This window comes from Streptomyces sp. NPDC059895 (assembly GCF_042731035.1).
Classification (GTDB): Bacteria; Actinomycetota; Actinomycetes; order Streptomycetales; family Streptomycetaceae; genus Streptomyces.
Window position 1 is genome coordinate 64844 of record NZ_JBHWKO010000028.1, and the last position, 21426, is coordinate 86269.

At 71.5% G+C, this 21426-nt stretch carries 20 protein-coding genes; 6 read left to right on the top strand and 14 right to left on the bottom strand.

Translation table 11 applies throughout. From position 1 onward, the window contains the following. Positions 1-82: 82 nt before the first annotated feature. Positions 83-3106, bottom strand: a complete 3024-nt coding sequence (locus ACFV9M_RS27490) for a UPF0182 family protein (protein ID WP_385061943.1) — start codon at positions 3104-3106, stop codon at positions 83-85. Positions 3107-3271: 165 nt separating this feature from the next. Between ACFV9M_RS27490 and ACFV9M_RS27495 the strand changes: the two genes are divergently transcribed. Next, on the top strand, positions 3272-3811 hold the full coding sequence (locus ACFV9M_RS27495) for a PPA1309 family protein (RefSeq protein ID WP_385061871.1): 540 nt from the start codon (positions 3272-3274) through the stop codon (positions 3809-3811). A gap of 51 nt (positions 3812-3862) precedes the next feature. On the opposite strand, the gene ACFV9M_RS27500 is transcribed toward ACFV9M_RS27495, so the two are convergent. From ACFV9M_RS27500 to ACFV9M_RS27515, 4 genes are all read right to left on the bottom strand, one after another. Then, positions 3863-4957, bottom strand: a complete 1095-nt coding sequence (locus ACFV9M_RS27500) for a PDZ domain-containing protein (protein WP_385061873.1) — start codon at positions 4955-4957, stop codon at positions 3863-3865. A 54-nt stretch (positions 4958-5011) separates the two neighbouring features. Then, positions 5012-5233 (bottom strand): hypothetical protein, encoded by a 222-nt coding sequence (locus ACFV9M_RS27505; protein WP_385061945.1) that lies wholly within the window; start codon positions 5231-5233, stop codon positions 5012-5014. Positions 5234-5306: 73 nt separating this feature from the next. Then, positions 5307-5768 carry a molybdenum cofactor biosynthesis protein MoaE gene (locus ACFV9M_RS27510; RefSeq protein ID WP_385061875.1) on the bottom strand — a complete coding sequence of 154 codons (462 nt, stop codon included), beginning with the start codon at positions 5766-5768 and terminating at the stop codon, positions 5307-5309. 219 nt (positions 5769-5987) lie between these two features. After that, on the bottom strand, positions 5988-7097 hold the full coding sequence (locus ACFV9M_RS27515; RefSeq protein ID WP_385061876.1) for an SDR family oxidoreductase: 1110 nt from the start codon (positions 7095-7097) through the stop codon (positions 5988-5990). Positions 7098-7289: 192 nt separating this feature from the next. Here ACFV9M_RS27515 and ACFV9M_RS27520 point away from each other — a divergent pair, with 192 nt between their 5' ends. Continuing rightward, positions 7290-8729 (top strand): zinc-dependent metalloprotease, encoded by a 1440-nt coding sequence (locus ACFV9M_RS27520; protein ID WP_385061877.1) that lies wholly within the window; start codon positions 7290-7292, stop codon positions 8727-8729. After that, positions 8726-9253, top strand: a complete 528-nt coding sequence (locus ACFV9M_RS27525; protein WP_385061879.1) for an NUDIX hydrolase — start codon at positions 8726-8728, stop codon at positions 9251-9253. The genes ACFV9M_RS27520 and ACFV9M_RS27525 overlap by 4 nt, the downstream gene beginning before the upstream one ends. Before the next feature lie 53 nt (positions 9254-9306). Here the strand turns inward: ACFV9M_RS27525 and ACFV9M_RS27530 are convergent, their stop codons facing one another. From ACFV9M_RS27530 to ACFV9M_RS27545, 4 genes are all read right to left on the bottom strand, one after another. After that, the gene (locus ACFV9M_RS27530) at positions 9307-10062 is read right to left on the bottom strand and encodes an AIM24 family protein (protein ID WP_385061881.1); all 756 of its coding nucleotides are present in this window, start codon (positions 10060-10062) and stop codon (positions 9307-9309) included. Positions 10063-10080: 18 nt separating this feature from the next. After that, entirely contained in the window at positions 10081-10761 is a 681-nt protein-coding gene (locus tag ACFV9M_RS27535; RefSeq protein ID WP_385061883.1) for an AIM24 family protein, read from the bottom strand. A gap of 11 nt (positions 10762-10772) precedes the next feature. Then, positions 10773-12494, bottom strand: a complete 1722-nt coding sequence (locus ACFV9M_RS27540) for a TerD family protein (protein WP_385061884.1) — start codon at positions 12492-12494, stop codon at positions 10773-10775. A gap of 135 nt (positions 12495-12629) precedes the next feature. Then, positions 12630-13226 carry a M48 family metallopeptidase gene (locus tag ACFV9M_RS27545; protein WP_385061886.1) on the bottom strand — a complete coding sequence of 199 codons (597 nt, stop codon included), beginning with the start codon at positions 13224-13226 and terminating at the stop codon, positions 12630-12632. 261 nt (positions 13227-13487) lie between these two features. Here ACFV9M_RS27545 and ACFV9M_RS27550 point away from each other — a divergent pair, with 261 nt between their 5' ends. Together ACFV9M_RS27550 and ACFV9M_RS27555 are read left to right on the top strand one after the other, a co-directional pair. Continuing rightward, positions 13488-14702 carry a TOMM precursor leader peptide-binding protein gene (locus ACFV9M_RS27550; RefSeq protein WP_385061888.1) on the top strand — a complete coding sequence of 405 codons (1215 nt, stop codon included), beginning with the start codon at positions 13488-13490 and terminating at the stop codon, positions 14700-14702. Beyond that, on the top strand, positions 14695-16110 hold the full coding sequence (locus ACFV9M_RS27555) for an ABC1 kinase family protein (RefSeq protein ID WP_385061890.1): 1416 nt from the start codon (positions 14695-14697) through the stop codon (positions 16108-16110). The genes ACFV9M_RS27550 and ACFV9M_RS27555 overlap by 8 nt, the downstream gene beginning before the upstream one ends. A 207-nt stretch (positions 16111-16317) precedes the next feature. Here ACFV9M_RS27555 and ACFV9M_RS27560 read toward each other — a convergent pair whose 3' ends face one another. From ACFV9M_RS27560 to ACFV9M_RS27575, 4 genes are all read right to left on the bottom strand, one after another. After that, positions 16318-16641, bottom strand: a complete 324-nt coding sequence (locus tag ACFV9M_RS27560) for a hypothetical protein (protein WP_385061892.1) — start codon at positions 16639-16641, stop codon at positions 16318-16320. After that, entirely contained in the window at positions 16638-17006 is a 369-nt protein-coding gene (locus ACFV9M_RS27565) for a WhiB family transcriptional regulator (protein WP_385061894.1), read from the bottom strand. Before ACFV9M_RS27565 ends, ACFV9M_RS27560 begins: the two co-directional genes overlap by 4 nt. A 177-nt stretch (positions 17007-17183) precedes the next feature. Then, complete coding sequence (locus ACFV9M_RS27570) at positions 17184-17510, bottom strand: hypothetical protein (RefSeq protein ID WP_385061896.1); 327 nt, start codon at positions 17508-17510, stop codon at positions 17184-17186. Positions 17511-17677: 167 nt separating this feature from the next. Further along, positions 17678-19882 (bottom strand): ATP-dependent DNA helicase UvrD2, encoded by a 2205-nt coding sequence (locus ACFV9M_RS27575; protein WP_385061898.1) that lies wholly within the window; start codon positions 19880-19882, stop codon positions 17678-17680. A gap of 228 nt (positions 19883-20110) precedes the next feature. Here ACFV9M_RS27575 and ACFV9M_RS27580 point away from each other — a divergent pair, with 228 nt between their 5' ends. Continuing rightward, positions 20111-20353: a mycoredoxin gene (locus tag ACFV9M_RS27580; protein ID WP_037937849.1), complete on the top strand. Its 243-nt coding sequence runs from the start codon at positions 20111-20113 to the stop codon at positions 20351-20353. A gap of 76 nt (positions 20354-20429) precedes the next feature. Here ACFV9M_RS27580 and nudC read toward each other — a convergent pair whose 3' ends face one another. Then, entirely contained in the window at positions 20430-21374 is a 945-nt protein-coding gene (gene nudC / locus ACFV9M_RS27585) for an NAD(+) diphosphatase (RefSeq protein ID WP_385061900.1), read from the bottom strand. Between the last annotated feature and the right edge of the window lie 52 nt (positions 21375-21426).

Consider the following 21426-nt stretch of genomic DNA (forward strand, 5'->3'; position numbering starts at 1 on the left):
GGGCCGGGCCTTTTCCATCAGCCGTTTCGGTCAGCTGTCTCGATCAGCCGCCTCCATCCACCGTCTCGATCAGCCGTCTCGATCAGCCACTGGGACTGCTGGCAGGACTGGGGCTGCTGCTCGGACTCGCGCTGCTGCCGGTTCCGCCGCTCGCGCTCGTGCTCGTGCTCGCGCTCGGACTCGGGCTGCTGGTGGCCTTGTTGCCGCTGCCACCACTGCTGCCGCTGCCACTGCTGCTGCTCCGGTCCGCCTCGGCCTGCGCCTCCTCGGCCCGTTCGAGCGCGGCCTCCAGCTCCTTCTGGGCCTTGGCGTACGCCTCCCAGTCGGGCTTCTTCAGGGCTTCCTGGCCGGCCGCGAAGGCCTCCTGGGCGTCCTTCAGCGCCTCCTGGACCGTCGCGTTGCCGGACGTCGGCGGCGGGGTCGTGGTGTCGCCGTCGTCCGCCGGCGGGGTCGGTGTCGTGCCCTCGGTGCCGAAGACCTTGTTGAGGGCCTCGTCAAGGGTGTCCTCGAAGGCCGTGTTGCCTCCGTAGGTCACCAACACCTTCCGCAGCAGCGGGTACTTGAGTCCGCCACCGCGTACGTAGACCGGCTCCACGTAGAGCAGTCCTCCGTCGAGCGGCACCGTCAGCAGGTTGCCGTACTCGACCTCGGAGTCGCCGCCTCTCAGCAGCCTGATCGACTCGGCGATGTCCTGTTCGGAGTTGAACTGGCTCTGGACCTGCTTGGGGCCGTCGACGGTGGTACTGGTCGGTAGTTTCAGCACTCTGATCTTGCCGTAGTCGGGCGTGCCCGCCTCGGAGTCGACCGCCATGAACGCGCTGAGGTTGTCCCGTCCGTTGGGCGTGAACGTCGTCGTCAGCGAGAACGCCTGCGCCTCCTGGTCCGGCATCTTCATGCTCAGGTAGTACGGGGGCACCGCGTCGCCCGACTTGTTGGTCGGGTCGTCCGGCACCTGCCACACCTCGCTGCCGCTGAGGAACGTCGTCGCGTCCTTGACGTGGTAGCGGGTGAGCAGCTCGCGCTGGACCTTGAACAGGTCCTGCGGGTAGCGGAGATGGGCCATCAGCGAGTCGGAGATCGCGGACTTCTTCTCGACCGTGCCGGGGAAAGCCTTCATCCAGGTCTTCAGGACCGGGTCCTCGGTGTCCCACTGGTAGAGCTTGACCTCGCCGGTGTAGGCGTCGACCGTGGCCTTGACCGAGTTGCGGATGTAGTTGACCTGGTTCTGCTGGGCCACGACCGCGCGGTTGTTGTTGGTGGCGGTCAGCGAGTCGGCCGTCGTGTCACCGAGGGTCGTACGGGAGGCGTACGGATACCCGTTGGTGGTCGTGTACGCGTCGACGATCCACTGGATCTTGCCGTCCACGACCGCCGGGTAGGCGTCGCCGTCGATGGTGAGCCACGGGGCCACCGCCTCCACGCGCTCCTTCGGCGTGCGGTTGTACAGGATCCGCGAACCGTCGCCGATCGCTCCCGAGTACAGGATCTGCGGCTCGCCGAAGGCGACCGCGTACGCGGCGCGGTTGACCGGGTTGGAGAGGTTGACCCCGCTCTTGCCGGTGTAGCTGGTGGTCTTCTCGCCCTCGTCGTCGGAGTAGTCGATCTCCTTCTGGGGGCCGCCGACGATCGAGTACGTGGTCGTCTTCTCGCCGTAGTAGATCCGCTGCTGGTACTGCCCGAGGACCCCCTCCGACGGAAGGTTCGACTCGGTGAAGGCCGGGCGGCCCTCGGAGTCGGCCGTGGTTCCCTTGGCCGCGACCACGCCGTAGCCGTGGGTGTAGCGGAAGTGGTTGTTGATCCAGTTCTGCTTGTCCACGCCCGCGAGGTTGAGCTCGCGCAGACCGATGACCGTGTCCTGGTCGGTACCGCTCACGCTGTAGCGGTCGACGTCCAGGTTGTCCGGGAAGGCGTAGTACTTGCGCATCTGCTGGAGCTGCTGGAACGTCGGCGACGCGATGTTCGGGTCCATGATGCGGATGCTCGCCGCGGCGTCGACGTCGTCGCGCAGCTGCGTCTTGTCCTCGGTCTTGCTCGTCCCCGTGTACTCGGTGACCTCGGCGCCGTCGATGCCGTACGCCTCACGCGTCGCCTTGAGGTTCTTCTCGACGTACGGCGCTTCCTTGGCCTGCTCGTTCGGCTGGACCTGGAACTTCTGCACGATCGCCGGGTAGAGGCCGCCGATCAGGATCGCGGAGAGCACCATCAGGCCGAAGCCGATCACCGGGAGCTGCCAGGTGCGCCGCCACAAGGTGGCGAAGAAGAGCAGGGCGCAGATGACGGCGATGCAGAACAGGATCGTCTTGGCCGGCAGATAGGCGTTGGCGTCGACGTACCGCAGGCCGGTCCAGTTGTCGGTGGCCTTGAAGTCGCTGGACTTCACCGCCAGGCCGTACCGGTCGAGCCAGTACGCCACCGCCTTCAGCGCGACGAAGATGCCCAGCAGCACCGACAGGTGCCCGGTGGCCGCGGCCGTCGCACGCGCCCCGGGGCTGGTGACGCGCAGCCCGCCGTACAGGTAGTGGGTGAGCGCGGCGGCGATCAGGGAGAGGATCGCGGCGGCGAAGCCGAAGCCGAGCAGGAACCGGTACCAGGGCAGGTCGAAGGCGTAGAAGCTCACGTCGAGGTCGAACTGCGGGTCCTTCTGGCCGAAGGGCACGCCGTTGACCCACATCAGCCAGGTCCGCCACTGGCCGGACGCCGAGGCGCCGGCGATCAGGCCCACCAGGGCGGTGATCCCGAGCAGCAGCCACTTCTTGTACGGCGCGATGCCCATCCGGTAGCGGTCGAGGCTCTGCTGCTCCATCGACATGGCGCTCAGCGGCGGGCGCAGCCGGTGGGCCAGCCAGATGTTGAAACCGACCGCGAGGGCCATCAGCAGACCGAAGACGAAGAACAGCCCGATCTTGGTCCACAGCGTCGTCGTGAACACGGACGAGTAGTTCACCGACCGGTACCAGAGCCAGTCCGTCCAGAACCCGGCGAACATGGTGAACGCCATGCCGAGCACGGCAAGGACGCCCAGTGTCATGAGCAGGGTCCGGACGCGCCGGGACGGGCGGCCCGCTCTGATCCGCGGCCCCGTCGGGCCTCCGCCGCGGTCCGGCATCTGGAAAGCCAAGGTGCGCACCTCGAAAGTCGCTGTTGAGTCCGTCAGGCCCGCGTGTTCGTGGACCGTGGGTGGCCCCCCGTGATCGTGGGCCCACACCTATGCAACTTACTCACCGTTTACTCGGTTCCCGATTCCGGCCGGGAACGAGGCAGGATTGTGACCATGTCCAACACTCCCATGGCAGCGAACCCGCTCACCCGGGCCGTGCTCGAGATCGACGAGTACGCCTCCGGCCTCGGCTGGGACCAGCCCGCACGCCTCTTCGCCCTCGTAGACACCGCACGGCTGCGGGTCCAGGAACCCTCGCTCGCCGCCCAGCTCGGTCTGGAAGAGTCCGAGACCACCGGCCTCACCCCGATCGAGCAGGATGAAGTGCCAACGGACAAGCCGCTCGACGAGTTCCTGGCCACGATCGCCTGGCCGGACGCGGTGACCGGCTGCGCCCTGACCGTGGAGCGCCTGATGCTGCCCCCGTCCGCCGAGGCGCAGGTCCCTCAGGGTCTGAGCGAGGCCGAGCTGGCCCGCTGGGTCGCGGACCACCCCGAGCGCCAGGAGGTCCGGATGACGGTCGCAGTGCTGCGGGACGGCAGCCGTGAGTCGGCGCTGCGCCTGCGCGAGAAGGACGCCTCGACGGAGGTCCTCACGGGCGCCGGTCTGGTCCCGGGCCTGGCCGAGGCGCTGTCGGCGACCTTCGAGGAGTAGGGCGGAGGACCCGCGCGGCCCGCCCCGCCGGGCGGCCGTGCGGACGGGCGGCTACTTCGTCGTGCACTTCGGCAGGTCGGCGGTGTCGCCGCTGCGGATGTCCTTCAGGGCGTCGAGGGCGTCGTCGATGGTGCCGACCTTGACGAGGGTGAGCCCGCTCGGGGTGTCCTCGGCGGCGGCCGCGCAGTTGTCGGCGGGCGTGAGGAAGTACCGGGCGCCCTGGTCGCGGGCGCCGACGGTCTTCATCTCGATGCCGCCGATCGGGCCGACCGTGCCGTCGTCGTCGATCGTCCCGGTGCCGGCGACGAACTTCCCGTCGGTCAGGCTGCCCGGGGTGAGCTTGTCGTAGATGCCGAGCGCGAACATCAGGCCGGCGCTCGGCCCGCCGACGTCGGCGAGCTTGATGTCGATGGTGAAGGGGAAGGTGTGGTCGGTCCCGGCGGAGATCCCGACGATGGCCCGGTCCTCCCCCTCGTCGTCGGACTTGGCCGTGGTGATCGTGACGGACTCGAGTTCGGTCGCCGTCCTGTTCGCCTTCTCGGCGGCGGCCTGGGCCGCGGCCGGCACGATCCCGAAGACGACCTTCTCGCCCGGCTTGTGCATCGTGACCAGCTTCGCGACGTCCTCGGGCGCCTTGATGTCCGTGCCGTCGACGGTCTTGATGACGTCACCGGCGTGCAGCTCGCCCTCGGCGGGCGAGCCCTTGACCACGGTGGAGACGATCACCCAGGACTGCACCGGGATGTCCAGCTCCTTCAGGGCGGCGACCTTGGCGCTCTCCTGGGACTGGCTGAACTCCTCGGCGTTCTCCTGGGTGGACTCCTCCTCGGTCTCGCCGTCCGGGTACAGCGTGTCGTGCGGTACGACCTTGCTGTCGTGGGCGAGCCAGCCGTAGACCGCCTCGACGAGGTTCATCCGGTAGTCGGCGCCGGTGACCCGCACGGTGGTCATGTTGAGGTGGCCGGTCGTCGCATAGGTCTTCCGGCCCGAGATCTGCAGCACCGGCTCGCCGTCGTGCTCGCCCAGAGTGTTCACCGTCGGCCCCGGGGACATCTCCGAGTACGGCGCCTTGACGAGCACTCCCACGCACAGGAGTGCGATCAGCATCAGGGTGGAGGCGAGCATCGTCGCGGTGCGGCGTGGCATGCCTCGACAGTACGGGACGCCTCTGTCAGCGCACCGTCAGGGGCTCCGCCCGGGTCATGTGCGGGAGGAGGGCTTCTCCATCGCCGCGCGGAACCTGGCGTACCCGTCCAGTTCGGGACCGTCGCCGCGGACCTTGCGCGTCCGGTGGGCCCAGCTGCCCCACAGACCGGCACCGACCGCAGCCATCAGCGGAATCAGCAACCAGGCGAGCACCGCCATGCCGACCTCCCAACCCCAATCGAGCGACCGCAACTGACTGATCAGCAGATTAACCATCCGTACGGACAACGCTCGTGCCAGGGGGTCGGTTACGCAACCGGAGGCCGTCGCAGGGCAGGGCGCCCGGTTCTCAGCAGGCGCCCACCCATTCCTCCGTTCCGTCGGAGAACGTCTGGTGCTTCCAGATGGGCACTTCGTGCTTGAGGTCGTCGATCAGCCGGCGGCAGGCCTCGAAGGCCTCTCCCCGGTGCGGGCACGACACGGCGACGACGACGGCGAGGTCGCCGACCGCCAGGTCCCCCACCCGGTGCACGGCGGCGAGCGCCCGCACCGGATACTCGGCGGCCACCTTCTCCGCGATCCGCCGCATCTCCGCCTCCGCACTGGGGTGGCAGGAGTACCCGAGCGCGTCGACGTCGGCACCCCCGTCGTGGTTGCGCACGGTGCCCACGAACAGCGCCGTCCCGCCGGCCGCGTCGTCGCCGACGGCCGTGAACACCTCGTCCACGGAGAGCGCCGTCTCACGGATCGCGATCAGCTTGACGGGGTCCTGCGCCGGCTGCTCGCCGGGGTGATCGTTACTCGGTGCCATGCCCTCATCGTGCCGCACGCCGGGGACGAGGGGGAATAGCGTCATCGCCCGGCACGCGCGCGTGGGTGCCGGGAGCCGAGAACCGGAGACCAGGAGCCGCCAACCGGAGAGCGAGAACCGGAGACCGGGAGACGGAGACCGGGAGACGGAGACCGGGAGACGGAGACCGGAAGCCCGGGAGCCGTCAGCGGGCTCCCGGGGTGCGCCCGCGCCCCTCCCTCACCGCCGCCGGGCCTTCCGGGCCCGGCGCACGACCGCCGCCGCGCCCAGCAGTGCCACGGTCGCTCCCGCGGCACCGGCGGCCGTCGCGTCCTTGCGCCCCAGCCGCCGCCCGGCCACGGTGTGCCGGCCGGACACCTCCTCCAGCAGCTCCGCGAGCACCTCCTCGTTGGTCCACCGCGGCCGCCACCCGGCGTCGTGGAGCCGGCTGCCGCTGACCACCCACGGGTACATCGTGTACGCCAGGTCCCCCGCCGGGGACGGCGTGAGCCCGATCCGGTGCAGGCGGGCGGCGGCGCCCAGCGCGACCGCGGACGGCAGTTCCATCCGCCGGATCCCGCTGAGCTCCTCGACCTCCTCCTGCTCCAGCCACCCGTCGCACCCGACGGCCAGTTCCCCGTCGACCTTCTCCAGGACGGCGTACTCCAGCGCGCCGCACAGGTCCTCGACGTGGCAGAACTGCCAGGCCGGCCGCGATCCGGCGACGACGAGCAGCCGGGGCGACTCGAAGTACCGGGTCAGGGCGGTGTCCGTGCCGCCCACCAGCACCGCCGGCCGGACCACGGTGACGTTCAGCCCCGGATGCGCCCGTGGAGCGCGCCGCGCCAGCCGTTCGATCTCCAGCAGGTCGCCGACCCCGGTCGCCTCGGCCGTCGCCTTCAGCTCCGCGTCCTCCGACAGCGGCAGCTCGTTGTCGGGCAGCGCCCCGTAGACCATCGCGGAGGTGCACAGCACCACCCGGTGCACCCCGGCGGCCGCGGCGGCGGTCAGCACCGTCTGCGTTCCCCGCACGTTGTAGGCCGTCCGGGCGGCGCTGTCACTCCCCAGGTCGAGGTCGAGCGCGAGGTGGACCACCACGTCCGCGCCCCGCAGTTTGTCGGCGATCGCCGGGTCGCGGACGTCGAGGATGTGCCACCGCGCCGCGTCGCACTCCCCCCGTCGCTCGTCGATGGCGACGACCTGCTTGATCTCGTCCGAGGCGGCGAGGCGCTCGGTGAGCAGCGCGCCCACCCCGGTCGCGGCGCCGGTGACGGCCACGACGGGCCCTCGCCCGCCGACCGGGGTCGAGTGGTTTCGCGCTGCGCGAACCTGCGGATCTGGGGAACTCACCAGGTGTCTCCAGCGGTTGTTTTCCATACGAGCGCGATGACGCGTGCGTACCAGGTGGCATCCATCCTGCCGCAGGCCGAGAGTCGGCGAAGCACCGAGGCCCGATCGAGCCGGGGTGTCTACGCTGGGTGGTGTTGCAGGGCAGCCGCGCCGCCGGACGAGAGCCGGTGGCCTTACCAGCCGAGGAACCCCGTGAGTGACACCCCATTCGGATTCGGCCTTCCGCCGGAGGAGCCGGAAGACGGCGACGAGGGCAAGAAGAAGGACCCGCAGAGCGGCGGTGGTCAGGGACCGGCCAACCCGTTCGGTTTCGGTGCCGGCGCCGGAGGCTTCGGCGGCCCGGGCGCGGACAACCCGCTCGCTGCCGTGTTCGGCTCGCTGAACCCCACCGACCTGGGCGCCGCGTTCCAGCAGCTGGGCCAGATGCTCTCCTACGAGGGCGGCCCGGTGAACTGGGACATGGCCAAGCAGATCGCCCGCCAGACGGTGTCGCAGGGCACCTCCGACGGCGTCAAGGACTCCAGCATCGGCCCGGCCGAGCGCACCGCCGTGCAGGAGGCCGTCCGCCTGGCCGACCTGTGGCTGGACGACGTGACGTCCCTGCCGTCCGGTGCCGGCTCGGCCGTCGCCTGGTCGCGCGCGGAGTGGGTCGAGGCGACGCTGCCCGCGTGGAAGGAGCTGGTCGACCCGGTCGCCGAGCGCGTCGGCACGGCGATGGGCGATGTGCTGCCGGAGGAGATGCAGGCCATGGCCGGCCCGCTGATCGGCATGATGCGCTCGATGGGCGGCGCCATGTTCGGCTCGCAGATCGGGCAGGCCGTCGGCGTGCTCGCGGGCGAGGTCGTCGGTTCGACCGACATCGGTCTGCCGCTGGGCCCGTCCGGCAAGGCCGCGCTGCTCCCGGTGAACATCGACGGGTTCGGCAAGGACCTGGGCGTGCCCAAGGACGAGGTGCGGCTGTACCTCGCCCTGCGCGAGGCCGCCCACCAGCGTCTCTTCGCGCACGTGTCGTGGCTGCGCTCGCACCTGTTCGGCGCGGTCGACGGCTACGCGCGCGGGATCAAGGTCGACACCGCGAAGCTGGAGGACGTGGTCGGCCAGTTCGACCCGCAGAACCCCGAGCAGTTGCAGGACGCGCTCCAGCAGGGCATGTTCCAGCCGGAGGACACCCCCGAGCAGAAGGCCGCGCTGGCCCGTCTGGAGACGGCGCTGGCACTGGTCGAGGGCTGGGTGGACGCGGTGGTGCACGCGGCCGCGAAGCCGCGTCTGTCCTCCGCGGACGCGCTGCGTGAGACCCTGCGCCGCCGCCGCGCCTCGGGCGGCCCGGCGGAGCAGACGTTCGCCACGCTGATCGGTCTGGAGCTGCGCCCGCGCCGTCTGCGCGACGCCTCGCGGCTGTGGGCCTCGCTGACGGACGCGCGCGGCGTCGACGGCCGTGACGCCCTGTGGGCCCACCCGGACATGCTGCCGACGGCCGCCGACCTGGACGACCCCGACGGTTTCGTGCACCGCGAGCAGATGGACTTCTCCGAGTGGGACAAGATGCTCGGCGAGGCGGCGAGCGGCGGGACCGGCGAGAAGCCGGACCTGAAGAAGAAGGACGAGCAGGGCAGGGGCGACGACACCGAGTGAGCCTCCACGACGACGCGGTCCTCGTGCTGAAGGGCTACGAGGACCAGCAGGAGCTGCGCCAGACCTACCTGGAGCACCTCGAGAGCCACCCGGACGGCATGTGGAAGGCCTGTGAGGACGGGCACATCACGGCGAGCGCCCTGGTGATCGACCCGGAGCGGGGACGCGTTCTGCTGACCCTCCACAAGAAGATGCGCATGTGGCTGCAGATGGGCGGCCACTGCGAGCCGGCCGACGACACACTGGCGGCCGCCGCCCTGCGCGAGGCGACCGAGGAGTCCGGCATCCCGGGGCTGGCCCTGCTGCCGGGCGGCCCGGTGCGACTGGACCGGCACCGCACGCCCTGCGCCTGGCATCTGGACGTCCAGTACGCCGCGCTCGCTCCGGCCGGGGCCGTGGAGGCCATCAGTGACGAGTCCCTCGACCTGCGCTGGTTCGCCTACGCGGAGGTCGCCGACGTGGCGGACGACTCCGTCGTACGACTGCTGCGAGCCACCCGCGCGCGCCTTCGGTCCGACGCGTGAGTAAGGGGCGACCTCTTGGACGGTCGCCCCTTACGCGTGTGCTCCGCGGGCGGTCAGCTCCAGACGTTGCCCTGGTTCTGTCCGCGCGCCCCCTGCTGACCCATGCCGTACTGGGCGGCGATGCCCGAGCCGATCTGGGCGTTCTGCGGCGGGAGCAGCTCACTGGGCTGGACGAGGGCGAAGCCGGTGCCCATGAAGCTGAGCTCCCAGCCCTCACCGGTGTTGCCGCGGCGCCGCCACACCCCGGAGGAGTGCGTCTGGGCCTGCATCTGCACCCGCAGCCCGGTGGACCAGGCGACGATCGCGTCGGCGTCGCAGTTGACGTACTTGTCGGGCGTGACCTGCATCATCAGCGGGGCGCCCGAGGTCATCAGGGCGACCCGGCCCCGGCCGGTGATGTTGAGCTGGTACTTCCCCGAACCGGAGATGCCGTAGAGGCTGTCGACGGCGATGACCTCGTGGTGCAGCGAGGAGTCCATCGCCAGCACGTAGCTGCTGTCGACGGTCAGGCCGTCCTGGTCCACGTCCACCAGGTGGACGTGCTGGGCCAGGTTGGCGAGGAAGAGGGTCCCCTGGCCGTGGCACCGCATCAGGTCCAGGCCCTCGCCGGTGCGCGCACGCGCGCGTGACTGGCCGTTGCTCTGGAACTCGGCGTCGAACTCGACGAGGCCCTGGTAGGCGACCATCGTGCCCTTGCGGGCGAGGATGTCGTCGTGCCCCTCCAGGACGACGCGCAGCATCTGCTTGTTCTGCAGACTCCAGCGCTCCTGGGTCTGCTGGTCGTTGTAGGCGAAAAGCGGGCTCTGCATGGTGACTCTGGCTCCCCCTCAGCCCCGGACTCGGAGGCGGTCGGTGCTGTCCTCGCTGGGCTGGACGACGACGATGCCCTCGCCGGAGAAGGCCATCTGAAAGGCCTCGCCGCTGCCCCGGCCGAGGAGCGACTGCGCCTTGAAGCTGCGCTTGCCCTTCACCTTGAGGTTCGGGGACCAGGCGACGAGCGCGTCGGGGTCGACGTACGTCTCGTTCTCACCGCCGCCGCAGTCGACGACGATCGGCTTGCCCCGGGAGGTCAGCGCGACCCAGCCCTGCCCGGAGATCTTGGTGTTCCACAGGCCCTGTCCGGCGAACTTCGCCAGTCCCTTGACCCGCTCCACACCCCAGGTGAGGTGCGCGTCGAAGGCGAGCAGGTTGGTGGCGTTGACGGAGATGCCGTCGCCGTTGAGGTTGATCACGACGACGTTCGCGCCGTAGTCGGCGAGATAGAGCAGTCCGTCGCCGGAGCACTTCATCAGCGGCGCGCCCTCGCCGGTCATCCAGTCGCGCGCGATCTGGCGCACGGCCGGCGGGTTGGGCTCGTACTGGATGAAGCCCTCGTAGGCGACCATCGAGCCCACGCGCGCGAAGAGGTCGTTGCCGGTCTGGAGGGCGACCTTCAGCATGTGGTTGCCGTGGTTCTCCATCCGGGCGGTGACGGGTGCCGGGGCGTAGCCCGCGAGCGGCTGGTTCATGACGGGCTCCCTCAGACCTCGTACGGCTGGACGACGATGAAGTTGCCGGGTGCGCCCCGGAACTGGAGGTTGACGCTCTCGCCGGTGTCGCCCGGGTAGGCGTTGCGGCGCATCCGCACCTGGCTGGAGACGACGACCTGGGAGGCGGCCGACCAGGCGACGACGGCGTTGCAGTCGGCGAAGGTGGTGGGGGTGACCGGCAGGACGACGGGCGCGCCGTGCGTCTTCACGACGATCGTGCCGGTGCCGGTGAACTGCATCGTGAAGAGCGCTCCGCCGGGGATGCCGTGCCCCTCGATGCGGCGGACCTCGTACTGGAGGCTCTCGTCGAAGGCGAGGACGTTCTCGGCGGAGACGCAGATGCCGTCGCCCTGGAGCTCGATGGGGTGCAGCATGGTGGAGTCCTCGGCGAGGAACACCTGGCCCTGGCCGGTACAGCGCATCAGCTGCATCTCCTGGCCGGTCGCGTTGCCCACGATCCGGCCGGCGAACCCGGCGCCCTTGTAGCTGAAGTCGACCTTGCCCTGGTAGAGCACCATGCTGCCCTGGCGGGCGAGCACGGGCTGGCCGCCGATGCCGAGGTCGACGCGGACCATCTTGCGGTTCTGCTGCGTCCAGCGCTGCCCGGTGGGCGTCTCCTTGAACTGCTGGAGCGCGGCGGTCACCCCGGCGCCGCCCTGGGGCGCGCCCTGCGGCGGCACACCGTAGGGCTGCTGGCCCGGCGGCTGTCCGAACGGGGGCTGCTGGCCGTAGCCCGGCGGCGGGGCCTGCTGCCCGTAGCCGGGCGGGGCCTGGGGTGCCTGGGGCTGGGCGTAGCCGGGCGGTGGCGGGGCGGTCGGCGCGGCGGCCTGGCCGTAGGGCTGCTGCTGGGGCGGCTGGCCGTACGGCGGCTGCTGGCCGGGCTGGCCGTAGGGCGCGGGGGCCGGGCCCGGCGGCGGGACCTGGACATCGCCGGGCGGGGTCACGGGCGCGACGATGGTCGGCGCGGTGTGCACGGGCTGGGCCGGCTGCGGGGTCGCGGCCGGCGGGGCGAAGCCCTGCGCCGCGGGCTGCGGCTGCTGCGGCGCGGGAGCCGGGGCGGGGGCGGGCGCGGGCGTCGGGGCGGAGGGGGCGCCGAAGGCGGGCGGGGCGGCGGCCTGGGGCGGCGGGGCGAAGCCCGGGGCGGCACCGGCCTGCGGCTGCTGCGGGACGGCGGGCGCCTGCTCCTCCAGGACCTCTCCGCCGAAGTTCCCCAGCAGCGCCTCCAGACCGCCGTCGAAGCCCTGTCCGACGGCCGCGAACCGCCACACGTCCTTCAGGTAGAAGTCGCCCAGCATCACGGCCCGTTCGGTGGAGAACTCCGCGCCGTCGAACGCGTACCGGGCCACCTCCTCGCCGCCCGCGACGATCCGGATGTATCCGGGGTCGATCTGCGACATCTGCCCGGCGCCGTCGATGGTCGCGGTGAACGACAGCTTCTGGATCTGCGGCGGGATCCGGTCCAGGGTGACGCGGAAGGACTCCGTGTCACCGGCCTGGGCGCCCAGGAGCTGGATGGACTCCTCGGGGGACTTCGGCTGGTTGAAGAAGACGAAGTACCGGTCGTCCGAGAGCCGTTCGTCGGCGTCGAGGCCGAAGCAGCTGATGTCGAAGGTCAGGCCGGGGGCGGAGATCTGCACGCCTACGTACAGATCGGTGCCCGCGGTGAGGTCACTGATCCTGGCCTTGTGGCCGCGTTGGAATTCCCTGGGCATGCGTAACGACCGTCCCCCATCCCGATTGCGAGTGCGTCGCGCCAGGCTAACGGCAAACTCGGACATCGGACGATGCCGGTACAGACCCGGTACACAACCCTCGCGAGAGGGTCCGGACGATCCGCGTGGCCGCCCTCACTCGTCGCGGGCGCCGGGCGGATGCGGCAGACGCGCGGCGGCGGCCACGCCCTCGAGATAGCCGCGGGCCCGCTCGGTGCGCGGGTATGCCTCCAGCAGCCGCCAGAAATCGGGGCCGTGGCCGGGCACGAGCAGATGCGCGAGTTCGTGGAGGAGTACGTAGTCGATGACGTACTCGGGCATGCCCTTCAGCCGGTGCGACAGTCGGATGCTTCCCTCCGCGGGGGTGCACGAGCCCCAGCGCGTGTTCTGGTTGGTGACCCAGCGGACCGACGCGGGGCGGGCCCGGCCGCCGAAGTACTGGGCCGACAGTCGACCGGCGCGCTCGGCCAGTTCCGCGTCGCCGGGTACGCGCCGGCTCTCCTGGGCGGCGAGTTTGTCGAGCATGACGCTCACCCAGCGCTGTTCCTCGGCCTCGGACATCCGGGCAGGGATGAGCACGACGGTGCGATCGCCCTCGCGGTACGCGGAGACCGTGCGGCGTCGGCGGGCGCTCCTGCGCACCTCGATCGCGCTCGCCCCATGGCCGCTCGGCGGCTGGCTCGTCGTGCTGCGCTGTGGCGTTCCGGCGCGGTGCGGTGGGTCGGCGGGCACGCCAAGACGTTACCCGCTGCACACGGCGGAAGTCCCGCCCCTGGGACGGTCGGTTCCGATGCTCCATCCCTGCCTGGCGTCCGCGCGGCCCGGTGTCCGCCACAAACGACTGATTTGTACGACGAATCCGTCTGCCTGTGGACAACTTTCGGCGCCCGTAGGCGGGGCCCGGCATGCTGGCACTCGTCGGCGGAGCGAGGTCGCCCCCACGCCCCCGCTCCGCCGGCGTACGGGGAAGTTCCAGGCGGACGGGGGTCTTCGATGCATCCGATGGTGAAGCCCGCGCTGCGGCGCGGCTGGCGCGACCTGAACACCGTGCAGTTCGGCATGGCACCGGCGCACGCGATGACGCTCGGCCCGCTGGACGCGGCGACGGCCGGTTTCCTGAACCTGCTGGACGGCACCCGAGGGCTCGCGCTCCTGCGCGAGGAGGGGCGTCACAGGGATCTGCCCGACGGCCGGGTCGACCGGCTGGTGGAGCGGCTGGCGCAGGCGGGTCTGCTGGACGACGCGCGCGGCGGCGGACCGGACGCCGACGCGCTGCGGGAGAGCCGGGACGTCCTCGACCGGCTCCGCCCCGACCTCGCCTCGCTGTCGCTGACCACGTCGGAGCCGGGCGAGGCGTTCGGGCGGCTCGCCACCCGGCGCCGGCTGCGGGTGCAGGTCCGGGGCGCGGGCCGGGTGGGCGCGGTACTGGCCTCCCTGCTGTCGGGGGCCGGTGTCGGTGAGGTGGACGTACGTGACGAGGGCCGGGTGGAGCCGGGGGACGTCGCCCCGGGCGGCCTGCCCGCCGAGGCGGTCGGTGAGCGCCGGGGTGAGGCGGCCCGCCGCGCGGTGCACCGGGCCGCTCCGGGCCGACCGCCCCGCGCCGGCGCGCGGTCACCGGCCGGGACGCACGACCCGGGCTTCTCCCTGGTGATCCTCGCCCCCCGGGACGACGTGTCCGTGCACGCGCCCCCGCCGGCGGCCACCGAACCCCTGGTCGCCTCGGGAACACCCCATCTCCACGCAGGCGTGGTGGAGGCGACCGGCGTGGTCGGTCCGCTCGTACTGCCCGGTGAGACGGGCTGCGCCGGCTGTCTGCACCGGGCGCGCACCGACCGCGACCCGACCTGGCCGCGGCTGGTCGCGCAGTGGCACTCCGGGAGGCGCCGCCCGGCCCCGGCCTGCGACCTGACGCTGGCCACGACGGTCGCCGCACTGGCGGCCGCCCACGCGCTGACCTTCCTCGACGGCGGGCTCCCGTCGAGCGTCGGGGCACGCTGGGAGGTCTCGCCGCCCACGCTCCAGTGGCACGCCCGACCGGTGCCCGGCCACTCCACGTGCCCCTGCGGGGCCGGGGGGAAGGGCAGAGTGGAACACCCCTCCGAGGAAGGGGGATCGCGCGAGACAATGGCGGAGCAACGGCATTCGAAGGACTCGGGCCGTACGACGGACGCGGCGCGGCCGGCTGGGACTTGGAGGGCGCATGTCTGATCTTCCCCGGAAGGCGGTCACCCGGACCGCCAAGCTCGCCGCGCTCCCGCTCGGCTTCGCAGGCCGGGCCACCTGGGGGCTGGGCAAGCGGATCGTGGGCGAGTCCGCGGAGATCGTCGGCCGTGAGCTGCAACAGCGCACGGCCGAGCAGCTGTTCAAGGTGCTGGGCGAGCTGAAGGGGGGTGCGATGAAGTTCGGGCAGGCCCTGTCCGTCTTCGAGTCCGCCCTGCCCGAGGAGATCGCCGGCCCCTACCGGGCGGCCCTCACCAAACTCCAGGAAGCGGCCCCGCCGATGCCGACCCGCACGGTGCGCTCGGTGCTCGCCGAACGCCTCGGCGAGGACTGGCCCGAGATGTTCCTCGAGTTCGACGACAAACCGGCCGCGGCGGCCTCGATCGGCCAGGTGCACCGGGGGGTGTGGCACGACGGGCGGGAGGTCGCGGTCAAGGTCCAGTACCCCGGGGCGGGCGAGGCCCTCCTCTCCGACCTCACACAACTCAGCCGGTTCGCCAGGCTGTTGGGCCCGCTGGTGCCCGGCATCGATGTCAAGCCGCTGATCACCGAGCTGAGGGACCGTGTCTCCGAGGAACTGGACTACGGCCTCGAGGCGCGGGCCCAGCAGGCGCACGCGGAGGAGTTCGCCGACGACCCCGACGTCGTGGTGCCCGCGGTGGTCCACCAGTGCGACCAGATCCTGGTCACCGAGTGGATCGACGGTGTGCCGCTGTCCGAGGTGATCTCCGGCGGCACGCGGGAGCAGCGGGACCGGGCCGGTCAGCTGCTGTCGCGTTTCCTCTTCTCCGGTCCGGCGCGCACCGGTCTGCTGCACGCCGATCCGCACCCCGGCAACTTCCGCCTGCTGCCCGGCGGCCCGGGGGGCGAGGACGACTGGCGTCTGGGCGTTCTCGACTTCGGTACGGTCGACCGGCTCTCGGGCGGCCTGCCGCGGCCGATCGGCGAGTCCCTGCGGATGACGCTCGACGGCGAGGCGGACGCGGTCTACGCCCTTCTGTGCGCGGAGGGCTTCGTGAAGGAGTCCATCGAGCTGGACCCGGACGCGGTCCTCGACTATCTGCTGCCGATCATCGAGCCGGCGCGGGTCGAGGAGTTCACGTTCACCCGTGACTGGATGCGCAGTCAGGCGGCCAGGATCGCCGATCCCCGCTCGCCCGCCCACCAGTTGGGCAAGCAGCTGAACCTGCCCCCGGCGTACCTCCTGATTCACCGGGTGACGCTGAGCACCATCGGTGTGCTGTGCCAGCTCGGTGCGACGGTGCGGCTGCGCGAGGAGTTGGAGGAGTGGCTCCCGGGGTTCGTGCCCGAGGGGGACTTGGTGGCGGAGGAGTCCGTGGCGGAGGAGTCCGTGGCGGAGGAGTCCGTGGCGGAGGAGTCCGTGGCGGAGGCGTGAACCGCCCGCGGGAACGAGGGGGCGGGGCTCCGCCGGGAAGACGCCGGTCGCTGCCTCCGGGAGGACTCGTCGCCGTCGGACGACGAGTCGCGGCCGGTGGATCGCCGGGGGCAACACACGGCGGGGGCCGGTCCGTTCGGACGGACCGGCCCCCGCGAGGAGAGCTTCGCCTCCCTGCCGGGAGGCCACCGCTTCAGGTGGGAGGGGTTACTGCATCACGGCCATGGCGAGCGCCCGGCGGGCACGCAGCGAGGCGCGCTCGGCTCGGCGCTGCATCCGGCGGGCGGTCGCCAGGCGCAGGGCCCGGCGTTCCCGCTCGGCCTCACGCAGTCGCTCGTGCATATGCGCACGTGCCAGGGCTTCTGGGATGAGTTGCATCTCTCGGGTCCTGTTCTGACGCGAGTCGATCGCGCCGGTGGTGGTGACGTCTTCGGTCGCGGAGCCTGCGGGCTCGTTGGTGGACGGCTTCATCGGGGCCTGCTTCTTGGGGTCGTGCGTGAGGGGGCGGTCGATCGTTCCTGCGGTGTTCATGCCGTGACCGGGTTCTTGCGCGGGCGGCCACGCGGCCGCTTCCGGGCGACGACGACGCCCTGGACGAACAGCTCGCCGCCCCAGACGCCCCAGGGCTCGCGGCGCTCCTTGGCGCCGGCGAGGCAGGCCTCGATCAGCGGGCAGGTGCGGCACAGGGACTTGGCGTACTCGACGTCGGCCGGGGACTCGGCGAAGAAGACCTCCGGGTCGTAGGAGCGGCAGGGGACGGGTACGCCGAGGTTTTCGATGGCGTCGTCGAGCGCGGTGAGCGCGGTGAGCGGGGTCAAGGCGGAGTCCTCCGTGGGGCCGGGCGGGGGGATCGTCTCGGAAGGCGGTACGGACGGGGCGTGCGCTTCGAGTTGCACGGTTCGTCTTCCTCGTCTGGTCGTTCCGGCCCTGTTGGGCCGGGTGGCGGCTGGGTACCGGGTTCTTTTCTTGTCCCGAGGCCCCCTCGCTCCGTCGTCCCCGTTGGAGGACAAACAGAAGGGCCGCGGATCCCGGATGGGGTTCCGCGGCCCTGAAGGCGCCGGCCTGATCGAAGATCAGGCTGGATCACTCCAGGGTTGTGGCCCACGGAAGGCCCACATCAGGTGGTGCTGCGTCGTCTGCTTCCGGTATCCGGCACCGGTTGCCGTAAAGGCATAGGCCTTCGCCTGTGCCGCTACTGCCGCTTCCAGTGCCTTGGTCGGTCGCTCGCTGCGCTCGCGGACAAGAAGGCCCGCGGGGGCAACGGAGGAGGACGCCGGCCGGTCGGCACGAATGCCGGACAGACCGGTGCCCAGGTTGGAGCCGCCGAGCATGCACAGGGAGACGATCGAGGGATCGGTCAGTTTGGCGGTGCTGATGGAACCGGCGTTGATGATGATCACTGGAATCGCCTCCTCTCGGCGTCTCGGGGGACCGGGGATGAGTCCAGTCCGACGGATATGTAAGTACAGCACGGGATCAGGGCCTTCGAGAAGGCCTCTGTTCTCGTGCCTAAGAACCTATGGGGATTGCCGGGGCATGCGCAAACTATTTTTTCGACGAGTTCGGATCAGTCGCCCACGGCCTCCGCTCCCAGGTCCTGGCCTGCGCAGATGGCCAGGACATCGGCTCCGTAGCGGTGGAACTTGCGCATGCCGACGCCCGGGATCCGCGCGAGTTCGCCCACCTCCTCGGGAACCGCCTCCGCGATCGCCATGAGTGTCTTGTCGGTGAAGACGCAGAAGGCCGGCTGGCCGTTGCGTCGCGCCTGGAGGGCGCGCCAGGACCGCAGCCGTTCGTACAGTCCCTCGTCCATGTCGGACGGGCAGTCCTCGCAGCGCATCAGTTTCAGCTCGCCGGCGTCGGTCAGGGTGCGTCCGCAGACCCGGCAGCGGGCCGGCACCCGGTGGGTCCGGCGCGGTACGGCGGGGGCGCTCGTCCTGGCGCTGCGGTGACCGCGCTCGACGCCCCCGCCGACGGCGGTCCCGGTCCGGCCCGCGGCGGGGCCGGAGCCGGGGCGCAGCCCGTCGAGGAAGCGGCTGGGACGGCGGCTGGCACGGCCGCCGGGCGCACGGGAGAGGGCCCAGGAGATGTGGAGGCGCTCGCGGGCCCGGGTGACCCCGACGTAGAGGAGGCGGCGCTCTTCCTCGATCTGCTCGTCGGTCCTGGCGTAGGTGATCGGCATCATGCCCTCGGCGACGCCGACCAGGAACACGACGTCCCACTCCAGGCCCTTGGCCGAGTGCAGCGAGGCGAGGGTGACGCCCTGGACGGTCGGCGCGTGCTGGGCGTTCGCCCGCTCGTCGAGCTCGGTGACCAGGTCGGCGAGGGTGACGCCGGGGCGGGCGGCGGCGAAGTCCTGGGCGAGGTCGGCGAGGGCCGCCAGCGACTCCCAGCGCTCCCGGACGGCGCCGGAGCCGGCCGGCGGCTGCGAGGTCCAGCCCTCGCCGGAGAGGACGGCGCGGACCTGGGAGGGCAGGTCGACGGTGTCCTCCAGGAGGGTGTCGTTGCGGCCGAAGCGGGCGGATGCGCGCAGCGCGGTGATCGCCTTGCGTACCTCGGGCCGGTCGAAGAAGCGCTCGGCCCCCCGCAGCTGGTAGGGGATGCCGGCGTCGGCCAGGGCCTGCTCGTAGGTCTCGGACTGGGCGTTGGTGCGGAACAGGACGGCGATCTCGGCGGCCGGGACGCCGGCGTCGAGCAGCTCCCGGATGCGGCGGGCGGCGCCCTCGGCCTCGGCGGGTTCGTCGGCGTACTCGGCGTAGACCGGCTCGGGACCGGGGGCGCGCTGGGAGACGAGTTCCAGGCGGTGGTCGGCGGCGCGGCCGCGGGCCTGGGCGAGCAGGCCGTTGGCGAGGTGGACGACCTGCGGCGTGGAGCGGTAGTCGCGGACCAGCTTGACGACGGTGGCGCCGGGGTGGCGGGTGCGGAAGTCGAGGAGGTGGTCGGGGGTGGCTCCGGTGAACGAGTAGATCGTCTGGCTCGCGTCGCCGACCACGCACAGACTGTCCCGCTCACCGAGCCACAGCTCCAGCAGCCGCTGCTGGAGGGGGCTGACGTCCTGGTACTCGTCGACGACGAAGTGCTGGTACTGGGCGCGGACCTGCTCGGCGATGTCGCGGCGGTCCTGGAGGACGGCGACGGTCAGCAGCAGGACGTCCTCGAAGTCGATGACGGCGCGCTCGCGCTTGAGGTCCTCGTAGGCGGCGTAGAGCTGGGTGATCTCGGCGGGGTCGCGGGGGGCCTCGCGGCCCGCCTCGGCCGCGGCCGAGGGGTAGTCCGCGGGGACGGTCTGGGTGACCTTGGCCCACTCGATCTCCGCGGCGGCGTCCCTCAGCTCGCCGCGGTCGAGCCGCAGGCGGCAGACGGCCGCCGCGTCGGCGACGAGCTGGATCTTGCGGTCCACGAGCCGGGGCAGGGAGCCACCGATCGCTTTCGGCCAGAAGTACTGCAGCTGCCGCAGTGCCGCCGAGTGGAACGTGCGGGCCTGGACGCCCTGGGCGCCGAGCTGGCGCAGTCGGCCGCGCATCTCGCCGGCGGCGCGGTTGGTGAAGGTGACCGCGAGCACGCTGGAGGGTTGCAGGATGCCCGCGCGCACGCCGTAGGCGATGCGGTGGGTGATCGCCCGGGTCTTGCCGGTACCGGCTCCGGCCAGCACGCACACCGGGCCGTGCAGGGCGGTGGCCACCTCGCGCTGCTCGGGGTCGAGCCCTTCGAGCACCGCGTCGGCCGAGTCCGGTACCTGCGGGAAGAGGGTGGAGTGCGTTGCTGCTGTCACACAGCCATGCTGCCAGGTCGCCCGAGACGGACGAGCCGGTTGTCCACAGGCGGGCACCTTTCGTCGTACTAATGCGGCGGGTGTCACGCGGGCACATGCGGCAGGTGTCACGCGGGCCGGTGCGGCGAGCGTCACGTCAGGCGTGTGCCCCGGGCGGGAATGGCGGCCCGGCCGCGTGCGTTCCTTTCTCGGACGACCTTCCCGAGCTGCCAGAGGAGCGCGAGCGAGATGCAGGGCACTGTGACGATGTACAGCACCACGTGGTGCGGCTACTGCCGCCGGCTGAAGAGCCAGCTGGACCGTGAGGGCATCGCGTACACCGAGATCAACATCGAGCAGGACCCCGAGTCGGCCGCGTTCGTCGAGAAGGCGAACGGCGGAAACCAGACGGTCCCGACGGTGCTCTTCGCCGACGGCTCGACGCTGACGAACCCGTCGCTGGCGCAGGTGAAGCAGAAGGTCGGCGTGTGAGCGGCGACCGGTAGGCCGTCGGCGACACAGCCGTGAAGGGGGGCCGTCCCGGTGGGGCGGCCCCCCTTCGTCGTGGTCAGACGAAGCTGCGGGTCGGCAGGGGCTTGCCGTACCACAGCTCGATCAGGCGGGCCGCGATCGAGATGCCGTAGGGCGGCAGGACCTCGCCGGACTCGAAGGCGGCGCTCAGTTCGTCCCGGGAGAACCAGCGGGCCTCGTGGATCTCGTCGCCGTCGACGTCGATGTCGGTGGAGGTGGCGCGGGCCATGAAGCCCAGCATCAGACTGGACGGGAAGGGCCAGGGCTGGCTGGCGACGTACTCGACCTGGCCGATGGTGATGCCGGCCTCCTCGAAGACCTCGCGGCGCACCGACTGCTCGATGGACTCACCGGGCTCGACGAAGCCGGCGAGCGTCGAGAAGCGGCCTTCCGGCCAGTGGACCTGGCGGCCCAGCAGGATCCGGTCGTCCTCGTCGGTGACAGCCATGATCACGGCCGGGTCGGTGCGCGGGTAGTGTTCGGCGCCGCAGGCGGGGCAGCGGCGGATGTGGCCGGCCGCCGCGATGACGGTGCGCTCTCCGCAGCGGGAGCAGAAGCGGTGGGTGCGCTGCCAGTTCTCCAGTCCGACGGCGTGCGCCATCAGTCCGGCGTCGCGCGGCGACAGCAGCAGGCCCGCCTCGCGCAGGCCCGCCGGGCGGGCGGACTGGTCGATGCGGCCGGGCAGGGCGTCCTTCTGGAGGGCGAAGTAGCTGACGCCGTCCTCGTCGATGCCGAGGAAGTAGCGGTGCGCCTCGGTCAGGGGGGCCTCGAAGGAGGGCGTCATGACGAGTTCGGTGCGGCCGTCCGCCGTCTCGTCGATGAGGACCTGGCCGCCGGAGACCACGAAGCAGCGGGTCGTGGGGTGGCTCCACGCCGCGGCGAGCCAGGCCTCGTCGAGCCGGTGGTGGGCGGCCCGGTCGATGCCGCTCGGGGCGGTGAGCGAGATGGGTCGGTCGGCGTTCTGGTCGGTCCAGGTGGTCACGGGTGCTTCCAACTCCCCCGGTGGAACGGTTGTTTTCGGCGGGCGGTTCAGC

Excerpts from the sequence above, each read along its gene's own strand:
- ACFV9M_RS27505 (WP_385061945.1), bottom strand. The coding sequence starts at position 5,233 with ATGGTTAATCTGCTGATCAGTCAGTTGCGGTCGCTCGATTGGGGTTGG.
- ACFV9M_RS27555 (WP_385061890.1), top strand. The coding sequence starts at position 14,695 with ATGTCTGATCTTCCCCGGAAGGCGGTCACCCGGACCGCCAAGCTCGCC.
- ACFV9M_RS27490 (WP_385061943.1), bottom strand. The coding sequence starts at position 3,106 with ATGCCGGACCGCGGCGGAGGCCCGACGGGGCCGCGGATCAGAGCGGGC.
- ACFV9M_RS27535 (WP_385061883.1), bottom strand. The coding sequence starts at position 10,761 with ATGAACCAGCCGCTCGCGGGCTACGCCCCGGCACCCGTCACCGCCCGG.
- ACFV9M_RS27500 (WP_385061873.1), bottom strand. The coding sequence starts at position 4,957 with ATGCCACGCCGCACCGCGACGATGCTCGCCTCCACCCTGATGCTGATC.
- ACFV9M_RS27495 (WP_385061871.1), top strand. The coding sequence starts at position 3,272 with ATGTCCAACACTCCCATGGCAGCGAACCCGCTCACCCGGGCCGTGCTC.
- ACFV9M_RS27510 (WP_385061875.1), bottom strand. The coding sequence starts at position 5,768 with ATGGCACCGAGTAACGATCACCCCGGCGAGCAGCCGGCGCAGGACCCC.
- ACFV9M_RS27560 (WP_385061892.1), bottom strand. The coding sequence starts at position 16,641 with ATGAACACCGCAGGAACGATCGACCGCCCCCTCACGCACGACCCCAAG.
- ACFV9M_RS27580 (WP_037937849.1), top strand. The coding sequence starts at position 20,111 with ATGCAGGGCACTGTGACGATGTACAGCACCACGTGGTGCGGCTACTGC.
- ACFV9M_RS27530 (WP_385061881.1), bottom strand. The coding sequence starts at position 10,062 with ATGCAGAGCCCGCTTTTCGCCTACAACGACCAGCAGACCCAGGAGCGC.
- ACFV9M_RS27540 (WP_385061884.1), bottom strand. The coding sequence starts at position 12,494 with ATGCCCAGGGAATTCCAACGCGGCCACAAGGCCAGGATCAGTGACCTC.
- ACFV9M_RS27550 (WP_385061888.1), top strand. The coding sequence starts at position 13,488 with ATGCATCCGATGGTGAAGCCCGCGCTGCGGCGCGGCTGGCGCGACCTG.